Source organism: Streptomyces roseirectus (assembly GCF_014489635.1).
GTDB lineage: Bacteria > Actinomycetota > Actinomycetes > Streptomycetales > Streptomycetaceae > Streptomyces > Streptomyces roseirectus.
In genome coordinates this window covers 2,513,284-2,527,995 of the sequence record NZ_CP060828.1, presented here as the reverse complement: position 1 = coordinate 2,527,995, position 14,712 = coordinate 2,513,284, and the positions used below count along the sequence as shown (strand labels likewise).

The 14,712-nt window shown below is 73.2% G+C and carries 14 protein-coding genes and 1 pseudogene; 10 read left to right on the top strand and 5 right to left on the bottom strand.

The annotated features are described in order from the left end of the window. Positions 1–8 precede the first annotated feature (8 nt). On the bottom strand, positions 9–1,232 hold the full coding sequence (locus tag IAG44_RS10295) for a cation:proton antiporter (RefSeq protein ID WP_187746836.1): 1,224 nt from the start codon (positions 1,230–1,232) through the stop codon (positions 9–11). A gap of 4 nt (positions 1,233–1,236) precedes the next feature. Next, positions 1,237–1,722: a cation:proton antiporter regulatory subunit gene (locus IAG44_RS10290; RefSeq protein WP_187746835.1), complete on the bottom strand. Its 486-nt coding sequence runs from the start codon at positions 1,720–1,722 to the stop codon at positions 1,237–1,239. A gap of 242 nt (positions 1,723–1,964) precedes the next feature. Between IAG44_RS10290 and IAG44_RS10285 the strand changes: the two are divergent. Together IAG44_RS10285 and IAG44_RS10280 are read left to right on the top strand one after the other, a co-directional pair. Continuing rightward, positions 1,965–2,906: pseudogene (locus IAG44_RS10285) on the top strand (sensor histidine kinase); the annotation flags it as partial. Between the two features lie 536 nt (positions 2,907–3,442). After that, positions 3,443–4,120, top strand: a complete 678-nt coding sequence (locus IAG44_RS10280; RefSeq protein WP_187746834.1) for a response regulator — start codon at positions 3,443–3,445, stop codon at positions 4,118–4,120. A gap of 4 nt (positions 4,121–4,124) precedes the next feature. Here IAG44_RS10280 and IAG44_RS10275 read toward each other — a convergent pair whose 3' ends face one another. Continuing rightward, positions 4,125–5,288: an LLM class flavin-dependent oxidoreductase gene (locus IAG44_RS10275; RefSeq protein ID WP_187746833.1), complete on the bottom strand. Its 1,164-nt coding sequence runs from the start codon at positions 5,286–5,288 to the stop codon at positions 4,125–4,127. A gap of 164 nt (positions 5,289–5,452) precedes the next feature. Here IAG44_RS10275 and IAG44_RS10270 point away from each other — a divergent pair, with 164 nt between their 5' ends. Both IAG44_RS10270 and IAG44_RS10265 read left to right on the top strand, forming a co-directional pair. After that, on the top strand, positions 5,453–5,977 hold the full coding sequence (locus tag IAG44_RS10270) for a MarR family winged helix-turn-helix transcriptional regulator (protein ID WP_187746832.1): 525 nt from the start codon (positions 5,453–5,455) through the stop codon (positions 5,975–5,977). Between the two features lie 96 nt (positions 5,978–6,073). Continuing rightward, positions 6,074–6,685: a DsbA family protein gene (locus tag IAG44_RS10265; RefSeq protein ID WP_187746831.1), complete on the top strand. Its 612-nt coding sequence runs from the start codon at positions 6,074–6,076 to the stop codon at positions 6,683–6,685. A gap of 314 nt (positions 6,686–6,999) precedes the next feature. On the opposite strand, the gene IAG44_RS10260 is transcribed toward IAG44_RS10265, so the two are convergent. Continuing rightward, on the bottom strand, positions 7,000–8,433 hold the full coding sequence (locus IAG44_RS10260) for an FG-GAP repeat protein (protein WP_187746830.1): 1,434 nt from the start codon (positions 8,431–8,433) through the stop codon (positions 7,000–7,002). Positions 8,434–8,607: 174 nt separating this feature from the next. Between IAG44_RS10260 and miaB the strand changes: the two genes are divergently transcribed. The 3 genes from miaB (at position 8,608) to IAG44_RS10245 (ending at position 11,493) form a co-directional block, all read left to right on the top strand. Continuing rightward, positions 8,608–10,125 carry a tRNA (N6-isopentenyl adenosine(37)-C2)-methylthiotransferase MiaB gene (gene miaB / locus IAG44_RS10255; RefSeq protein WP_187746829.1) on the top strand — a complete coding sequence of 506 codons (1,518 nt, stop codon included), beginning with the start codon at positions 8,608–8,610 and terminating at the stop codon, positions 10,123–10,125. Next, positions 10,118–10,435 carry a hypothetical protein gene (locus IAG44_RS10250; protein ID WP_187746828.1) on the top strand — a complete coding sequence of 106 codons (318 nt, stop codon included), beginning with the start codon at positions 10,118–10,120 and terminating at the stop codon, positions 10,433–10,435. The genes miaB and IAG44_RS10250 overlap by 8 nt, the downstream gene beginning before the upstream one ends. Positions 10,436–10,773: 338 nt before the next feature. Then, positions 10,774–11,493, top strand: a complete 720-nt coding sequence (locus tag IAG44_RS10245) for a class III extradiol dioxygenase subunit B-like domain-containing protein (RefSeq protein ID WP_187746827.1) — start codon at positions 10,774–10,776, stop codon at positions 11,491–11,493. Between the two features lie 66 nt (positions 11,494–11,559). Here IAG44_RS10245 and IAG44_RS10240 read toward each other — a convergent pair whose 3' ends face one another. Beyond that, positions 11,560–11,817: an antitoxin gene (locus tag IAG44_RS10240; protein ID WP_187746826.1), complete on the bottom strand. Its 258-nt coding sequence runs from the start codon at positions 11,815–11,817 to the stop codon at positions 11,560–11,562. A 148-nt stretch (positions 11,818–11,965) separates the two neighbouring features. Here IAG44_RS10240 and miaA point away from each other — a divergent pair, with 148 nt between their 5' ends. From miaA to dapF, 3 genes are all read left to right on the top strand, one after another. Then, a complete protein-coding gene (gene miaA, locus IAG44_RS10235; protein ID WP_187746825.1) occupies positions 11,966–12,904 on the top strand; it encodes a tRNA (adenosine(37)-N6)-dimethylallyltransferase MiaA in 939 nt (312 codons plus the stop codon). Positions 12,905–13,153: 249 nt separating this feature from the next. Continuing rightward, the gene (locus IAG44_RS10230) at positions 13,154–13,714 is read left to right on the top strand and encodes a hypothetical protein (RefSeq protein ID WP_425508518.1); all 561 of its coding nucleotides are present in this window, start codon (positions 13,154–13,156) and stop codon (positions 13,712–13,714) included. 92 nt (positions 13,715–13,806) lie between these two features. Then, positions 13,807–14,685 carry a diaminopimelate epimerase gene (dapF, locus tag IAG44_RS10225; RefSeq protein ID WP_187746824.1) on the top strand — a complete coding sequence of 293 codons (879 nt, stop codon included), beginning with the start codon at positions 13,807–13,809 and terminating at the stop codon, positions 14,683–14,685. Positions 14,686–14,712 lie beyond the last annotated feature (27 nt).

The window sequence follows — 14,712 nt, the reverse complement described above, 5'->3', positions numbered from 1 at the left end:
GCGGGACCTCAGTCGCCCACCGAGGTCTGCTCCTGCTTCTCCAGCGCGGGCGCCTGCTCCTGGGCCTTGGCGCTCTCCCGGCGCAACGCCCAACGGGTTGCGAGGGGTTCGGTGTAGCGGGCGGTCAACGGGCCGAGGATGACCAGCAGAAGGACGTACGCGGTGGCCAGCGGGCCCAGCGAGGGCTCGATGCCGGCCGTGACCGCGAGACCCGCGATGACGATGGAGAACTCACCGCGCGCGACCAGCGTGCCGCCCGTGCGCCAGCGGCCCCGGACGGAGATGCCCGCGCGCCGGGCGGCCCAGTAGCCGGTGGCGACCTTCGTGCAGGCTGTCACGATCGCCAGCGCGAGCGCGGGCAGCAGTACGGGCGGGATGCTCGCCGGGTCCGTGTGCAGCCCGAAGAACACGAAGAAGACGGCGGCGAAGAGGTCCCGCAGCGGGCTCAGCAGGGTGTGCGCGCCCTCGGCGACCTCACCGGAGAGCGCGATGCCCACCAGGAACGCGCCGACGGCGGCCGACACCTGGAGCTCCTGCGCCACACCCGCCACCAGGATCGTCAGCCCCAGCACGACGAGCAGCAGCTTCTCCGGGTCGTCGCTGGAGACGAACCGCGAGATGAGGCGCCCGTACCGCAGCGCGACGAACAGCACGAGCCCGGCGACGCCGAGCGCGATCGCCAGCGTCAGCGAGCCCGACAGGAGCCCGGCGCCCGCGACCAGCGCGGTGACGATCGGCAGGTAGACCGCCATCGCCAGGTCCTCCAGCACGAGGATGCTGAGGATCACCGGCGTCTCCCGGTTGCCGACCCGCCCCAGGTCGCCGAGCACCTTCGCGATCACCCCGGACGACGAGATCCAGGTGACGCCCGCGAGGACGACGGCCGCGACCGGCCCCCAGCCCAGCAGCAGCGCGGCGGCGGCGCCCGGGAGCGCGTTGAGACAGAAGTCGACCAGCCCGGCGGGGTAGTGCGACTTGAGGTTCGAGACGAGATCGCTGGCCGTGTACTCCAGGCCGAGCATCAGCAACAGGAGGATGACACCGATCTCGGCGCCGGTCGCGACGAACTCCTCGCTCGCGCCGAGCGGCAGCAGCCCGCCCTCACCGAAGGCGAGACCGGCCAGCAGGTACAGCGGGATCGGCGAGAACTGGAACCGGGCGGCGACCCGCCCGAGCAGTCCGAGGCCGAGGATGATGGAGCCGAACTCGATGAGCAGGACCGCGGAGTGCACCCGTTCACTCCTGACCGAGTATCGCGGCCGCCGCGTCGACGCCCTCCCGGGTGCCGATCACGATCACCGTGTCACCGCCGGCCAGCCGGAAGTCCGGCGCGGGCGACGGGATCGCCTCCGCGCGCCGCAGCACCGCGACGATCGAGGCACCGGTCTCGGTGCGCATCCGGGTGTCGCCCAGCAGCCGCCCGTTCCACCGGGAGGTCGCCCCGACCTCCACGCGCTCGGCGACCAGCCCCAGGTCGGTGGTGTAGAGCAGGCTCGGGCTGTGGTGCGACGGCATCAGCGCGTCGATCAGCGAACCCGCCTCGGCGGTGGTCAGCCGCAGGGACTGGGCGCAGGAGTCGGGGTCGTCGGACCGGTACACGTTCACCGTCCGCGTGCCGTCGCGGTGCGCCACGACCGAGAGGTGGCGGTGGTCGCGCGTCACGAGGTCGTACTGGACCCCGATGCCCGGCAACGGCGTCGACCGGAGGCGTGGAGCAGACACGTTTCTCTTCCCCTTGATGCTGATGTCGTGCTGAGAGTTCCGCGGTGTACGGAAGTCTTGCCGATGTGATCCGGACACATGCCCGGAACCGTCATGCTGCCATCCGGCCGTACGGTGGCGATATGGGTGTCATGACGGATGGACGGATCTGGCTGCGGGCGAAGATGCTGGTCACGGGCGTGTCGTGGGTGCGGGGCGGGACCTCGCGAGGGTCGCGGAGCGGGAGAGGAGGAGTCGGGAGCGTGTCGCTGTTCTGGCGGATGTTCTGCCTCAACGCGGTCGGCCTCGTCGTCGCCGCGGCTCTGCTGCTCGGCCCGGTCACCGTCTCGACGCCGGTGCTGCCCGCCGAGGCGCTGGTCGTGGCCGCCGGGCTCGTGGTGCTGCTCGTCGCCAACGCCGTCGTCCTGCGCATCGGTCTCGCCCCGCTGGGGCGGCTCGGGCGCGCCATGGCCTCCGCCGACCTGCTGCGGCCCGGCGGGCGTGCGGTCGTCGCGGGGCCGGTGGAGACCGCCGAGCTGATCATGACGTACAACGCGATGCTCGACCGGCTGGAGGCCGAGCGGGCCGCCAGTGCCGGGCGGGCGCTGTCCGCGCAGGAGGGTGAGCGGCACCGCATCGCGCGCGAGCTGCACGACGAGGTCGGGCAGACCCTCACCGCCGTCCTCCTCCAGCTCAAGCGGGTCGCCGACCGGGTGCCGGACGAACTGCGCGAGGAGATCGGGCAGGCGCAGGAGGCGACGCGCGCGGGGCTGGACGAGATCCGCCGCATCGCGCGCCGGCTGCGGCCCGGCGTGCTCGACGAACTCGGTCTGGTCAGCGCCCTGCGGTCGCTCGCCGGTGAGTTCACCACCCACGGTCTGACCGTCCGGCGCGACCTCGCCGCCGGCTTGCCCCCGCTCCCCGAGGAGTCCGAACTCGTGATCTACCGCGTTGCCCAGGAAGCCCTCACCAACACCGCCCGCCACAGCACCGCCGACCGCGCGGAACTGCGGCTGCGGCCCGTGCCCGGCGGCGCCGAACTCGTCGTCCGTGACAACGGCAAGGGCTTCCGGGGGGCGCCCGAGGGCGCCGGCATACCCGGCATGCGCGAGCGCGCCCTTCTCGTCGGCGCCCGTCTCACCCTCACGGACGCCCCCGGCGGGGGCGCGGAGGTCCGTCTGCGCATTCCCGTCGTCCTGCCGGTGGGGGCGCGTGGCGGGGACGGACAGCGGGGACACGAGATGGGGTTTCCACCGCTCGCCGCCGAGCTGACGGCGTCCCCGGTCGGGGGAGTTCCGGGGCGCGGTGTTGACGGGGCGACGGCCGAGGGACGGGAGAGGGCGAGCGGGGCCGGGCTCGCGGATTCCGGCCGACAGGCGGGCGCCTGCGCGGGGACGGGCGACCAGGCGGCGGACGGTGGCGTGGCGGGGGCGGAACGGGCACGAGGCGGCGTCGCGGCGGACGAGCGCTCCGCGTGCGCGCGCCGGTCGGCCGGTGATCCGTCCGGCCCTGTGGGAGGCGCCGGCGACGACGGGATCGCGGCCGTCGGAGGCGTCGCGCCCGCCTCCGGCACGGCCGCCGGCCTCCCGGCCCTGGACGCTGAACCGGCTTCCGGGACCGCCGCCGTCGACGTGCCCGGGACCGCCGTCGACGCGCCCGGGACGGCCGCCCCGGCCTCCGCCGGCCCGCCCCTGCGCGATCCCTCCCGTACCGGCCTCCCGCCCGCGCCCGGGGGGCGGAAATGACCGACCGGTCCGCCGGCCGTTCGCGGGCGCCGATCCGTGTGCTGTTGGCCGATGACCACACCCTGGTGCGCCGGGGCGTGCGGCTGATCCTGGACGGCGAGGCCGATCTGAGCGTCGTCGCGGAGGCGGGGGATGGCGCGGAGGCGGTGGAGCGCGCGCGGAGCGAGGACGTCGACCTGGCGGTGCTGGACGTGGCGATGCCCCGGATGACGGGGCTGCAGGCCGCGCGGGAGCTGTCGCGGAGACTGCCCGACCTGCGGATCCTCATCCTCACGATGTACGACAACGAGCAGTACTTCTTCGAGGCGCTGAAGGCCGGCGCGGGCGGGTACGTGCTGAAGTCGGCCGCCGACCGGGACCTCGTCGAGGCGTGCCGCGCGGCGATGCGGGACGAGCCGTTCATCTACCCCGGCGCGGAGCGGGCGCTGGTGCGGTCCTACCTGGACCGGCTGCACCGGGGTGACGGCCTGCCGGAGCGGCCGATCACGGAGCGCGAGGAGGAGATCCTGAAGCTCGTCGCCGAGGGGCACACCTCGAAGGAGATCGGGAACCTCCTGTTCATCAGCGCCAAGACGGTTGAGCGTCACCGGGCCAACCTCCTGCAGAAGCTCGGGATGCGCGACCGCCTGGAGCTCACGCGCTACGCGATCCGCGCCGGCCTGATCGACCCCTGAGGGCTCAGCCGGCCAGGTCGAACTCGGGGATCAGCTCGCCGACCAGCTCGATGCTGCGCAGCACGCTCTCGTGCGACAGCCCGCCGACCTGCTGGAAGCACATCAGCCGGTCGATGCCGAGGTCGGCGTACGCGCGGATCTTCTTGCGGACGGTCTCGGGGGACCCGACGATCAGGGAGCCCTGCTCGCTCAGCGCCGCGAACAGCTCCTCCTCGGGCACCGTCTCGCCCTGGAGGATGCGGCCGATGGCCAGCTGCGCGGCGTTGGGCCCGCCCAGCGCGTCCGCCTCCGCGCGCAGGAACGCGCCCGCGCGCCCGCCGCCGTCCGGGGAGGCCATCAGCTCCTTCTCGCGGTTCATGTTCTCCAAGAACGCGTCGGCCGCCTCGAAGAAGGTCAGCGCGCGGGCCGTGTACCAGGCCGCCGCCGCTGCCGCGCCGTCCCGCATGGCCTGCTCGTCGGTCTCGGCGCAGTGCACGAACGTGAAGAACGCGATCTGGTCGTTGACGAACGCGCCCGCGGGCGCGGTGCAGTCGGCCGCCGCCGCGCGGTACAGCTCGACCAGCCGGCCGACCCGCTCAAGCGGCTCCCACAGCGTCGTCCCGAGCACCCCGACGCCCCGGCGCCCGGCCTCCTCGAACGACCCGGGCGTGGACGCGGCCTGCCACAGCGGCGGGTGCGGGTCCTGGAGGGGCGAGGGCACGACGGGCACGCCCCCGGTGACCGCGAGGTCGCCGCCCCAGATGCGCGGGACGGTCTCGAACACCTCCGCCACCCGCTCCCGCACGGTCGCCGGGTCCACCCCGAACAGCCGCCACTCCGGGGCCGTCGACCGCGTCAGCCCCAACTCGACCCGCCCGCCGCTGAGGTGGTCGAGCACGGCGGCCCGCTCGGCGACCCGGATCGGGTGGTTGATCTGCGGCGGGGCCAGCACGGCGGCGTGCCCGAGCCGTATCCGCGTGGTGCGCTGCGAGAGCGCGGCGAGGAACAGCTCGGGCGCCGACGACAGGCTGAACTCCTGAGCGCCGTGGTGCTCGACCTGCCACCAGCAGCCGTACCCCAGCCTGTCGGCAAGCTCCGCCTGCTCCAGAGCCTGGGTCATCCGCAGGTGCTGGTGATCGGGGGCCCAGGGCTTGGGGTCCTGGATTTCGCTGAAGATGTCGAGCTTCATGGGGGGAGGTCCCTTCAACGGTGCTCCGACCGGATTTGCTCCGATCGTCGTCATCGTACGAAAGGCCACTGACAATCGGACGCCCGGCCTCCGTCTCGCCGAGCGGGCGTCAGATCCTTGTGAGTGTGCGCGGCTTCACCCCGGCCATCAGGCATGATCGGTGCATGGCGACCGAGGAGAGCGGTGGGGGAAGCGTGGGCGCGGGGACGGGGATCTCGACGGCACGGGAAGCGGCGAACGACGAGCTGGTGCTCGCGTTCGGGCGGCTGCAGGGTGCCGCCAACCGGCTGGAGTACATCCTGGGGCGCGCGCTTGAGGTCGAGTGCGGGATCACCCACTTGACCTTCGAGGTGCTGCTGATCCTCGGGCGCGCGGGTGAACCCGGGCTGTCCATGCGGGCCGTGGCCCAGGAGCAGGTGCTGACGACCGGGGGCGCGACCCGCCTCGTGGACCGCATGGAGGCCGCGGGGCTCGTCGAGCGGGTGGAGGACCCCGGCGACCGGCGCGGGCGCCTGGTGCGCCTCACGGCCCTCGGCGAGGAGACCGTCGTCGCGGCGGCGCGCGTGCACGTGGCGAACATCGAGCGGTACTTCCTCGCGCCGCTGCCCGAGGAGGACCGGCAGCGGTTCACCGAGGACCTGCGCGTCCTGAGCCATGCCACGCGGGACATGCTGCCGCGGCTGCCCTGAGGCTCCGCCGCGACGGAAATATCTGAGGGGGCAGATACTGTTCCCTCAGGTGAATCGCTCGCGTCCGGCGAGCGCCGCACCCTGTCGAGGTCATCGATGCAGCTCGTCTACGTGTACGACGCCTACTGCGGCTGGTCCCACGGCTTCTCCGCCACCGTCCGCGAGACCGCCGCGCGCCACCCGGAACTGCCCGTCGAGGTCGTCCCCGGGGGCCTCTTCACCGGCTCGCGGCGCGTTCCGATCCGCGAGTTCGGGCACGTCCAGGGCGCCAACCGGAAGATCACCGAACTGACCGGCGCGGTCTTCGCCGAGCCCTACCGGCGGCTCATCGAGGACGGCTCCTTCGTCATGGACTCCGAGGCCGCCGCACGGGGCCTCGCCGCCCTGCGCGCGTCCGCGCCCGACCGGGTCGTCGAACTCGCGACGGCCCTCCAGGACGCCTTCTACATCGACGGCCTCAGCCTCTCCGACCCGGCCACCTACCGGAAGCTCGCCGAGGCCCACGGCCTGGACGCGGACGCCGTCGTCACCGCCTTCGCATCACCCCGCGCGCGTACGGAGGCCCAGGCCGGGTTCCGGCGCAGCGCGGAACTCGGGGTGAGCGGGTTTCCGACGCTGCTCGCCGTCGACGGTGAGCGGGTGGTACCGCTGGCGCACGGGCACGCTACGGCGGACGAGGTGGATGCTCGGTTGGCGTTGCTGGGCTGAGGTGGTGAGGGGCGCCTCCTTCCGCGCGCGGGTCGGACTTCGTGCGACGTTCACGCGTGCGTGCGCATCGGACGCTGCTTCGTGCTCCGCCGCTTCTCGCGTGAGGCGACGTCAGACGCTCGCGTCAGCCCGCCCCCTGGCACCCCCGCGCGGGCGCGAGGCTCCTGACGCCGACGGCGCCCTCCCGAGGCGAGGCACGTCGCCCGCGCGCCGGGAGCGAGCCCGTTGATCCGCCGGATGCTGCGGTCATGCGTGTCGCGGCTCTCCGCGCGTGGGTGCGGCGGTGCCGGTGCCTGACCTGACCGGCGGAACCGTCACTCGTCGATCGCCGCCCCGAACCGCGCCCCCTTGCCGACGGCACCGAAGGAGGTGCCGTCGAACGGGCGGGAGCCCTTGGCGGTCACGCCGTCAGGGGCGGCAGGGAAGGCGGTCACCGTGCCGGAGCCGGCGTTCGCGCCGGGCGCGGCCGAGAGGAGTTCCGCGCGGCCGTCGCGGTCGGTGTCGATCAGGCGGACCTGGGCGCCGAACGCGTCGCCGGGGCGGGCGGTGCCGGGGACGGCGGCCGAGTCGAGGTCGAAGTGCTTGAGGCCGTCCGGCGTCCAGCCGCGCACCTGCCCCCGGACGATCCAGACGGCGCCCTTGCCGGCGTTCTTGCCGGGCGCGCCGACGGCGAGGTCGGCATGGCCGTCGCCGTCCGTGTCGGCGATCGAGAGGTCGGTGCCCCAGGCGTCGCCCTCGCGCGCGGTGCCGGGGATGCCGGGCGTGTCCTGGGACAGCTCGTCGGCGAGTTCGGTGATCCCCTCGGGGCTGCCGTACCGGAGCAGCACGAGGCCCCCGTAGGACGGCCCGCCCTCCTCGCCGGTGGCCAGGTCGTCGTAGCCGTCGCCGTTGACGTCCCCGGCCGCCTCTGCCGGGCCACCGGTCAGGTCGCGGTGGTAGCGCAGGGCGTACGGGTCGCCCCGGAAGACGACCGTGCGCCCGCGCACCCCTTCGCCGTCCACCAGGCTCAGCCCGGAGACGACGAGGTCGGCGTACCCGTCGCCGTCGAAGTTCCCGGTCGTCAGGCCGACGGGGACGACGGACACGCCGCCCGGGTCGTCGACGGTCTCCAGGCGCGTCACCCGCAGCATCGGGCCCTCGTCCGAGAAGAGGTCCACGCCGCCCGTGTCGGCCACGGCGATCCCGTCGCCCGGGGTCGCGCCGGTGAAGTGCGCGGCGGCCACGGCGGTGCCGTACCGCGCCTCCTGCTGCGGCTCGACGGCCGTCAGGGAGACCGCCCCGGTGCCGCGCAGCCCGCGCGCGGAGCCGTACAGGACGACCGCGCGGCCGGCGTCCGCCTTCCCGCCGACGTCCTCGCCCGGCACGCCCACGAGCGCGTCGTCGTACCCGTCCCCGTTCACGTCGCCGGTCGCCACGGCGGACCCGAAGCCGTTCCCCGACCGAGCCGCCCCGGGGACCCCGGCGGAATCCTGGTTCAGAACGGCTGTGCGGCCCCTGGGAGCGACGATCCCCTTCGCCGAGCCGTACTGGACGGTGACGTAGCCCGCGCCCGCCTGGCCGCCGACCGTGCCGCCCGGGGCGCCGGTCAGGGCGTCGTCGTACCCGTCGCCGTCGAAGTCGCTGTTGCGGTCGTTCGCGTACGTGCCGCCCGGCGTCCCCGCGAAGGCGGCGGGCGCCGTGGTGATCCCGGCCCCGGTCAGGAGCAGGAGCGCGGCCGCGCCGAGCGCGAGATTCCTGCGGTTCCTCATGACGTGTCCACCATTCCCTGGTGATCGGTCTTTCCCCGTTTGTCGCTGACAACCGGTTCGACACGGGATGCCTGGCGGGAGTTGCCCCGTGAACGCGGGCTGTGACGAAGCAGTGACAAGCGGTTGCTCCGACTGGGGGACGAGGCTGTCCGGGGCACCGCCTACCCTTGAGCCATGACCAGCAGCAGCGACCGGAGCCAGCCCGTGGACGTGAAGACCTACGAAGTACGCACGTACGGGTGCCAGATGAACGTCCACGACTCCGAACGCCTGGCCGGTCTGCTGGAGGGCGCCGGATACGTCCGCGCGCCCGAGGGCTCCGACGGGGACGCCGACGTCGTGGTCTTCAACACCTGCGCGGTCCGTGAGAACGCCGACAACCGGCTCTACGGCAACCTCGGCCGCCTCGCGCCGAAGAAGGCGTCCCGTCCGGGCATGCAGATCGCCGTCGGCGGCTGCCTCGCGCAGAAGGACCGCGACACGATCGTCAAGAAGGCGCCCTGGGTGGACGTCGTCTTCGGCACCCACAACATCGGCAAGCTGCCGGTCCTGCTGGAACGCGCACGCGTGCAGGAAGAGGCGCAGGTCGAGATCGCCGAGTCCCTGGAGGCGTTCCCCTCCACGCTGCCCACGCGCCGGGAGAGCGCCTACGCGGCCTGGGTGTCGATCTCCGTCGGCTGCAACAACACCTGCACCTTCTGCATCGTCCCGGCCCTGCGCGGCAAGGAGAAGGACCGCCGCCCCGGCGACATCCTGGCCGAGATCGAGGCCCTGGTCGGCGAGGGCGTCTCCGAGATCACCCTGCTCGGCCAGAACGTCAACGCGTACGGCAGCGACATCGGCGACCGCGAGGCGTTCAGCAAGCTCCTGCGCGCCTGCGGGAAGATCGACGGCCTGGAGCGCGTGCGCTTCACCTCCCCGCACCCCCGGGACTTCACGGACGACGTCATCGCCGCCATGGCCGAGACGCCCAACGTGATGCCGCAGCTCCACATGCCGCTCCAGTCCGGCTCGGACACCGTCCTCAAGGCGATGCGCCGCTCCTACCGCCAGGAGCGCTACCTGGGGATCATCGAGAAGGTCCGCGCGGCCATCCCGCACGCGGCGATCTCCACCGACATCATCGTCGGCTTCCCCGGGGAGACCGAGGAGGACTTCGAGCAGACCCTCCACGTCGTCCGTGAGGCCCGCTTCGCCCAGGCGTTCACCTTCCAGTACTCCAAGCGCCCCGGGACGCCCGCGGCGACCATGGAGGGCCAGATCCCCAAGGCGGTCGTCCAGGCGCGCTACGAGCGCCTTGTCGCCCTCCAGGAGGAGATCTCCTGGGACGAGAACAAGAAGCAGGTCGGCCGCACCCTGGAGCTGATGGTCGCCGAGGGCGAGGGTCGCAAGGACGACGCCACCCGGCGCCTGTCCGGCCGCGCCCCCGACAACCGCCTCGTCCACTTCACCAAGCCCGACCAGGACGTCCGCCCCGGCGACATTGTCACCGTCGAGATCACCTACGCCGCCCCGCACCACCTCCTCGCCGAGGGCCCCGTCCTCGACGTGCGCCGCACGCGCGCGGGCGACGCCTGGGAGAAGCGCACCGCCGAGAAGGCCGCCGCCCCGGCCGGCGTCATGCTCGGCCTCCCCAAGGTCGGCGTCCCCGCCCCGCTGCCGGTCGCCACGGGCGGATGCAGCGTTGACTGACGGCACAGGCGGCCTCTCGGACGCCGTCGTCCGGCGGTGGGGGCTCGTCGTCGAGTCGACCTCCGGGAGCGGCGACGGCAAGCGCTGGTCCGCCTCCGTGCTCGGTGAGATCGAGGGGACCCGCGAGCAGGCCCTGTGCGAACTGGAGCTCCAGGCGCGCGCGTTCAGCCCCACGCACCCGCGCATGCCCCGGCGTACGCGGCTGTACCGGCAGGACGACGGGTTCCTTCTTCTCACGGACGGTCAGTTCGAGACGTTTCTGACGCGGTTCTCGTTGGCCGAGCTGATCGAGGACAGCGCGGCTCGTTGAGACGGGGCGCGGGGCGGGGTGCGGCGTGGCGGGAGAGCGGCGTCGGGACGGTACCGGTTCGTCGGATCGGGGTGCGTCGCGACGAGTCCGTAGCGTCCCGACGCTGCCGTCAGGACGGTTCGTCGCCGTCGTGACGTGGGCGTCAGGTCGCGACGGGTCCGTCCTCACGCTGGCGTAGCGACGATACGGATGCGTTTTGACGCTGCCGTCGCGTCGGCACGGCCTCGTCCTCGCGTCGGTACGGTCCCGTCCTCACGCCGCCCGCCAGGCCGATCCCTTCCATGTCCGACCGACCCGTTTGTGACGTGTGACCGCTTCCCGGGGATACGCTGCCGATCATGCTTGTCGCCGCCGCAGTCTGTCCCTGTCCGCCGCTCCTGGTGCCCGAGATCGCCGCGGGAGCAGCGCCCGAACTGGACGCCGCCAGAGCCGCCTGCCTGGACGCACTGGGTGTGATCGCCGCCGCCCGCCCCGACCGGCTCGTGGTCGTGGGCCCCGCGGCGGAACACGGGTGCGGCCCGTACGCGCAGGGGACGCCGGGGTCGTTCCGGGGGTTCGGCGCCGACATCGTCGTCCGGCTGGGGCAGGGCGACGGGGACGGCGACGGGAGCGGGCGGCTACTGCCGCCGTCGCTCGCGGTGGGGGCCTGGCTGCTCGGGAAGGTCGGCTGGGGGGATGCCCCGATCGAGGGACTTGGGGTCGGGGAGCCCTTCGGTGCGGAGCAGTGCGTGCGGTTCGGGCGGGAGGCCGCCGAGCGGGCCGAGCGGGTCGCGCTGCTGGTGATGGGCGACGCGAGCGCGTGCCGGACGCTGAAGGCGCCGGGCTACCTCGACGAGCGGGCGGCGCCCTTCGACGCGGAGGCGGGCCAGGCGCTCGGCAAGGCGGACGTGACGGCGCTCGAAGCCATGGACGTCGAGCTGGCCCGCCAGCTCATGGTGTCGGGCCGGGCGCCCTGGCAGGTCCTGGCGGGCGCGGGCAAGGACGCGGGGCTCAGCGGCGAGCTGCTGTACGAGGACGCGCCGTACGGCGTCGGGTACGTGGTCGCGACCTGGTCGTAGCCCCTCGGGTGCGCGCCGGCGGACGACCCCGGAGGGCCGTCCGCCGGCAGGCGTCCTGGGTGCGGATCAGGACGCCGGGGGCGGCGCGCTCGGCGGAGTGCCGGTCGTGCCGTCGTCCTTGTGCGCGATGCGGTCCACGGCGTCCTTGGCCTTGTCGGTACCGGAGTGGATCTTGTCGCTGTACTTGCCCTTGGTCCGCTCGTCGACCGCCTTGGCGGCCTTCTCGATGCCGTCCTGGATCTTGCCCCCGTGCTGCTGTGCGAGGTCGGAGACCTTGTCCTTGGCCGGGGCGAGCTTGGCCTTCAAATTGTCCATGAGACCCATCGGGTCACCTTCCCTCGCGCGTTACGTCACCTGCAGCGAACGAACTTCGTAAAAGCGCTCATACCCACTTCATACGGTACTCGCGCACTTCTGATCCCGTCACCCTCACCGGTCGAGCGCGCCCCGCGAGGTTTGCGAGACTGGTGCCGTGAGCAGCGCACCCCCCGCCCCCCGAGTCATCGCCGTCGTCGGACCGACTGCGGCCGGAAAATCCGATCTGGGGGTCTTCCTGGCCCAGCGGTTGGGCGGTGAGGTCATCAACTCCGACTCCATGCAGCTCTACCGGGGAATGGACATCGGTACCGCCAAGCTAACGATCGAGGAGCGCGGCGGAGTTCCCCACCACCTCCTGGACATCTGGGACGTCACCGAGACCGCGTCCGTCGCCGAGTACCAGCGCCTCGCCCGCGCGCGGATCGACGCGCTGCTCGCCGAGGGCCGCTGGCCGATCCTGGTCGGCGGCTCCGGCCTGTACGTCCGCGGCGCGGTCGACAACCTGGAGTTCCCCGGCACCGACCCCGAGGTGCGCGCCCGCCTGGAGGACGAGCTGGCCCTGCGCGGCTCCGGCGCCCTGCACGCGCGCCTGGCAGCGGCCGACCCGGACGCCGCGCGCGCGATCCTGCCGGGCAACGGGCGCCGTATCGTCCGGGCCCTCGAAGTGATCGAGATCACCGGCAGGCCCTTCACCGCCAACCTCCCGGGCCACGATTCGGTCTACGACACCGTCCAGATCGGCGTCGACGTCGCCCGCCCGGAACTCGATGAACGCATCGCCCTGAGGGTCGACCGCATGTGGGAGGCCGGACTCGTCGACGAGGTGCGCGCACTGGAGGCGCAGGGGTTGCGCGACGGGCTCACCGCCTCGCGCGCGCTGGGCTACCAGCAGATCCTGGCGGCCCTCTCCGGCGAGTGCACCGAGGACGAGGCGCGGGCGGAGACCGTCCGCGCCACCAAGCGCTTCGCGCGCCGTCAGGATTCGTGGTTCAGGCGCGATCCCAGGGTGCACTGGTTGAGTGGGGGCGCGGCGGACCGCGAGGAACTTCCGCGCCTCGCATCGGCGTTGGTCGAACGACCGGTTACAGCCTGATCACGTCATGGCATCGGGACGCCCAGGCCGTCATCCGGGCCGTTCGTACCGTGCCATCATCGAGCTTCGATCGACCAAGTGGAGTCCGAGTTGGGAGGGCGCGTGGCGATGGAGGCCGGCCCTCGCGACACCGCACAAGGCACCGAGAACCGCCCTTCCGGGCGGGACGAACGGAAGCCGGACGACGACCGTCCGCGCGCGGACGGCTTCGCGGCCGACCCCGAGGGCGCCCCACACCTGATCGACGGCATCCCGCGCCCCGGCGGGCGCGAGAACGGCTCCTCCGAGCCCCGTGACGCACGCCAGGACGACGACGCCCCCACCGAGCCCGCCGACGCCTCCCAGGAGCCCGTGGACGGCCCCCTGGACGCCGACGGCGAGCTGGCCCCCGACGGCCCCGACGAGGACGACGAGACGCCCGACGGGGTCACGGACGACGGACCCGAGCCCGAGGAGATGTTCGCCTCAGGCCCTGAGGTCGAGGTCGAACTGCGGCCCCAACGCCGACTGCGGATCTGGCAGTTGGCCCCGATCGTCGCCTTGGCCACCGTCGGCTCGCTGATGTTCGCCTTCCCCCTCGCCTTCGACTTCGGCGACAGCGGCGCCGTCGTCGCCATGCTCGGCCTGCTGATCTGCTCCTGCGCCGCCGGGTGGGGCATGATGGCCGCCCGCCGCGTCGGTTACACGTGGCCAGGACTGCCCCTGCGCGGCTCCGGACGGCGCCCCGACTGGCGCGTGATCCTCGCGTACGCCGTGATGGTCGCCGCGGCTGTCGTCCTGGCCGTCTGGCGGGTCGCCCGGCTGCGCTGAGCCGCCGGACGGAGCCGAGCCGCACACGCGCGTGCTTGACGCCGTCACCCCGTCCGACCGGCGCTGTCGTACCCGCGCCGTACGATCGAGGAATGAGCACGCGCATCGCCTTCCTCAAGGGGCACGGGACCGAGAACGACTTCGTGATCGTCCCGGACCCGGACAACGCCCTGGACCTCCCGCCCGCCGCCGTGGCCGCCCTGTGCGACCGCCGCGCGGGCATCGGCGGCGACGGGCTGCTGCACGTCGTGCGGTCCGCGGCGCACCCCGAGGCGCGCGCGATGGCGGCCGAGGCCGAGTGGTTCATGGACTACCGCAACGGCGACGGCTCGGTGGCGGAGATGTGCGGCAACGGCGTGCGCGTGTTCGCGCGCTACCTCCAGCACGCCGGCCACGTCGAGGAGGGCGACCTCGCGGTCGCCACGCGCGGGGGCGTCAAGACCGTCCACATCGACAAGGAGGGCGACGTCACGGTCGGCATGGGCCGCGCCCGCCTCCCCGAGGGCGATGTCGAGGTGACCGTCGGCGAGCGCAGCTGGCCCGCGCGCAACGTCAACATGGGCAACCCGCACGCGGTCGCCTTCGTCGACGACCTCGCGCACGCGGGCGACCTGTTCACCGCGCCGCCTGTCAGCCCCGCCGCGGCCTACCCGGACGGCGTCAACGTCGAGTTCGTCGTCGACCGGGGCCCCCGGCACGTCGCCCTGCGGGTGCACGAGCGAGGCTCCGGAGAGACCCGCTCGTGCGGCACGGGCGCGTGCGCCGTCGCCGTGGCCACCGCGCGCAGGGACGGCGCCGACCCGGCCGCCACCGGAACCCCCGTCACGTACACCGTGGACGTGCCCGGCGGACGCCTCGTGATCACCGAACGGCCCGACGGGGAGATCGAGATGACCGGCCCCGCCGTGATCGTCGCCGAAGGAACGATCGAATCCGGGTGGCTGGAAGACGTCGTCCGGCGCGCGGTGTAGTGGCTTCACATCGCAGGCAGGGGCGGC

Coding starts and splice junctions, on each gene's coding strand:
- IAG44_RS10265 (WP_187746831.1), top strand. CDS start 6,074: ATGCAGCTCGTCTACGTGTACGACGCCTACTGCGGCTGGTCCCACGGC.
- IAG44_RS10245 (WP_187746827.1), top strand. CDS start 10,774: ATGCTTGTCGCCGCCGCAGTCTGTCCCTGTCCGCCGCTCCTGGTGCCC.
- IAG44_RS10280 (WP_187746834.1), top strand. CDS start 3,443: ATGACCGACCGGTCCGCCGGCCGTTCGCGGGCGCCGATCCGTGTGCTG.
- IAG44_RS10270 (WP_187746832.1), top strand. CDS start 5,453: ATGGCGACCGAGGAGAGCGGTGGGGGAAGCGTGGGCGCGGGGACGGGG.
- IAG44_RS10260 (WP_187746830.1), bottom strand. CDS start 8,433: ATGAGGAACCGCAGGAATCTCGCGCTCGGCGCGGCCGCGCTCCTGCTC.
- dapF (WP_187746824.1), top strand. CDS start 13,807: ATGAGCACGCGCATCGCCTTCCTCAAGGGGCACGGGACCGAGAACGAC.
- miaB (WP_187746829.1), top strand. CDS start 8,608: ATGACCAGCAGCAGCGACCGGAGCCAGCCCGTGGACGTGAAGACCTAC.
- IAG44_RS10240 (WP_187746826.1), bottom strand. CDS start 11,817: ATGGGTCTCATGGACAATTTGAAGGCCAAGCTCGCCCCGGCCAAGGAC.
- IAG44_RS10275 (WP_187746833.1), bottom strand. CDS start 5,288: ATGAAGCTCGACATCTTCAGCGAAATCCAGGACCCCAAGCCCTGGGCC.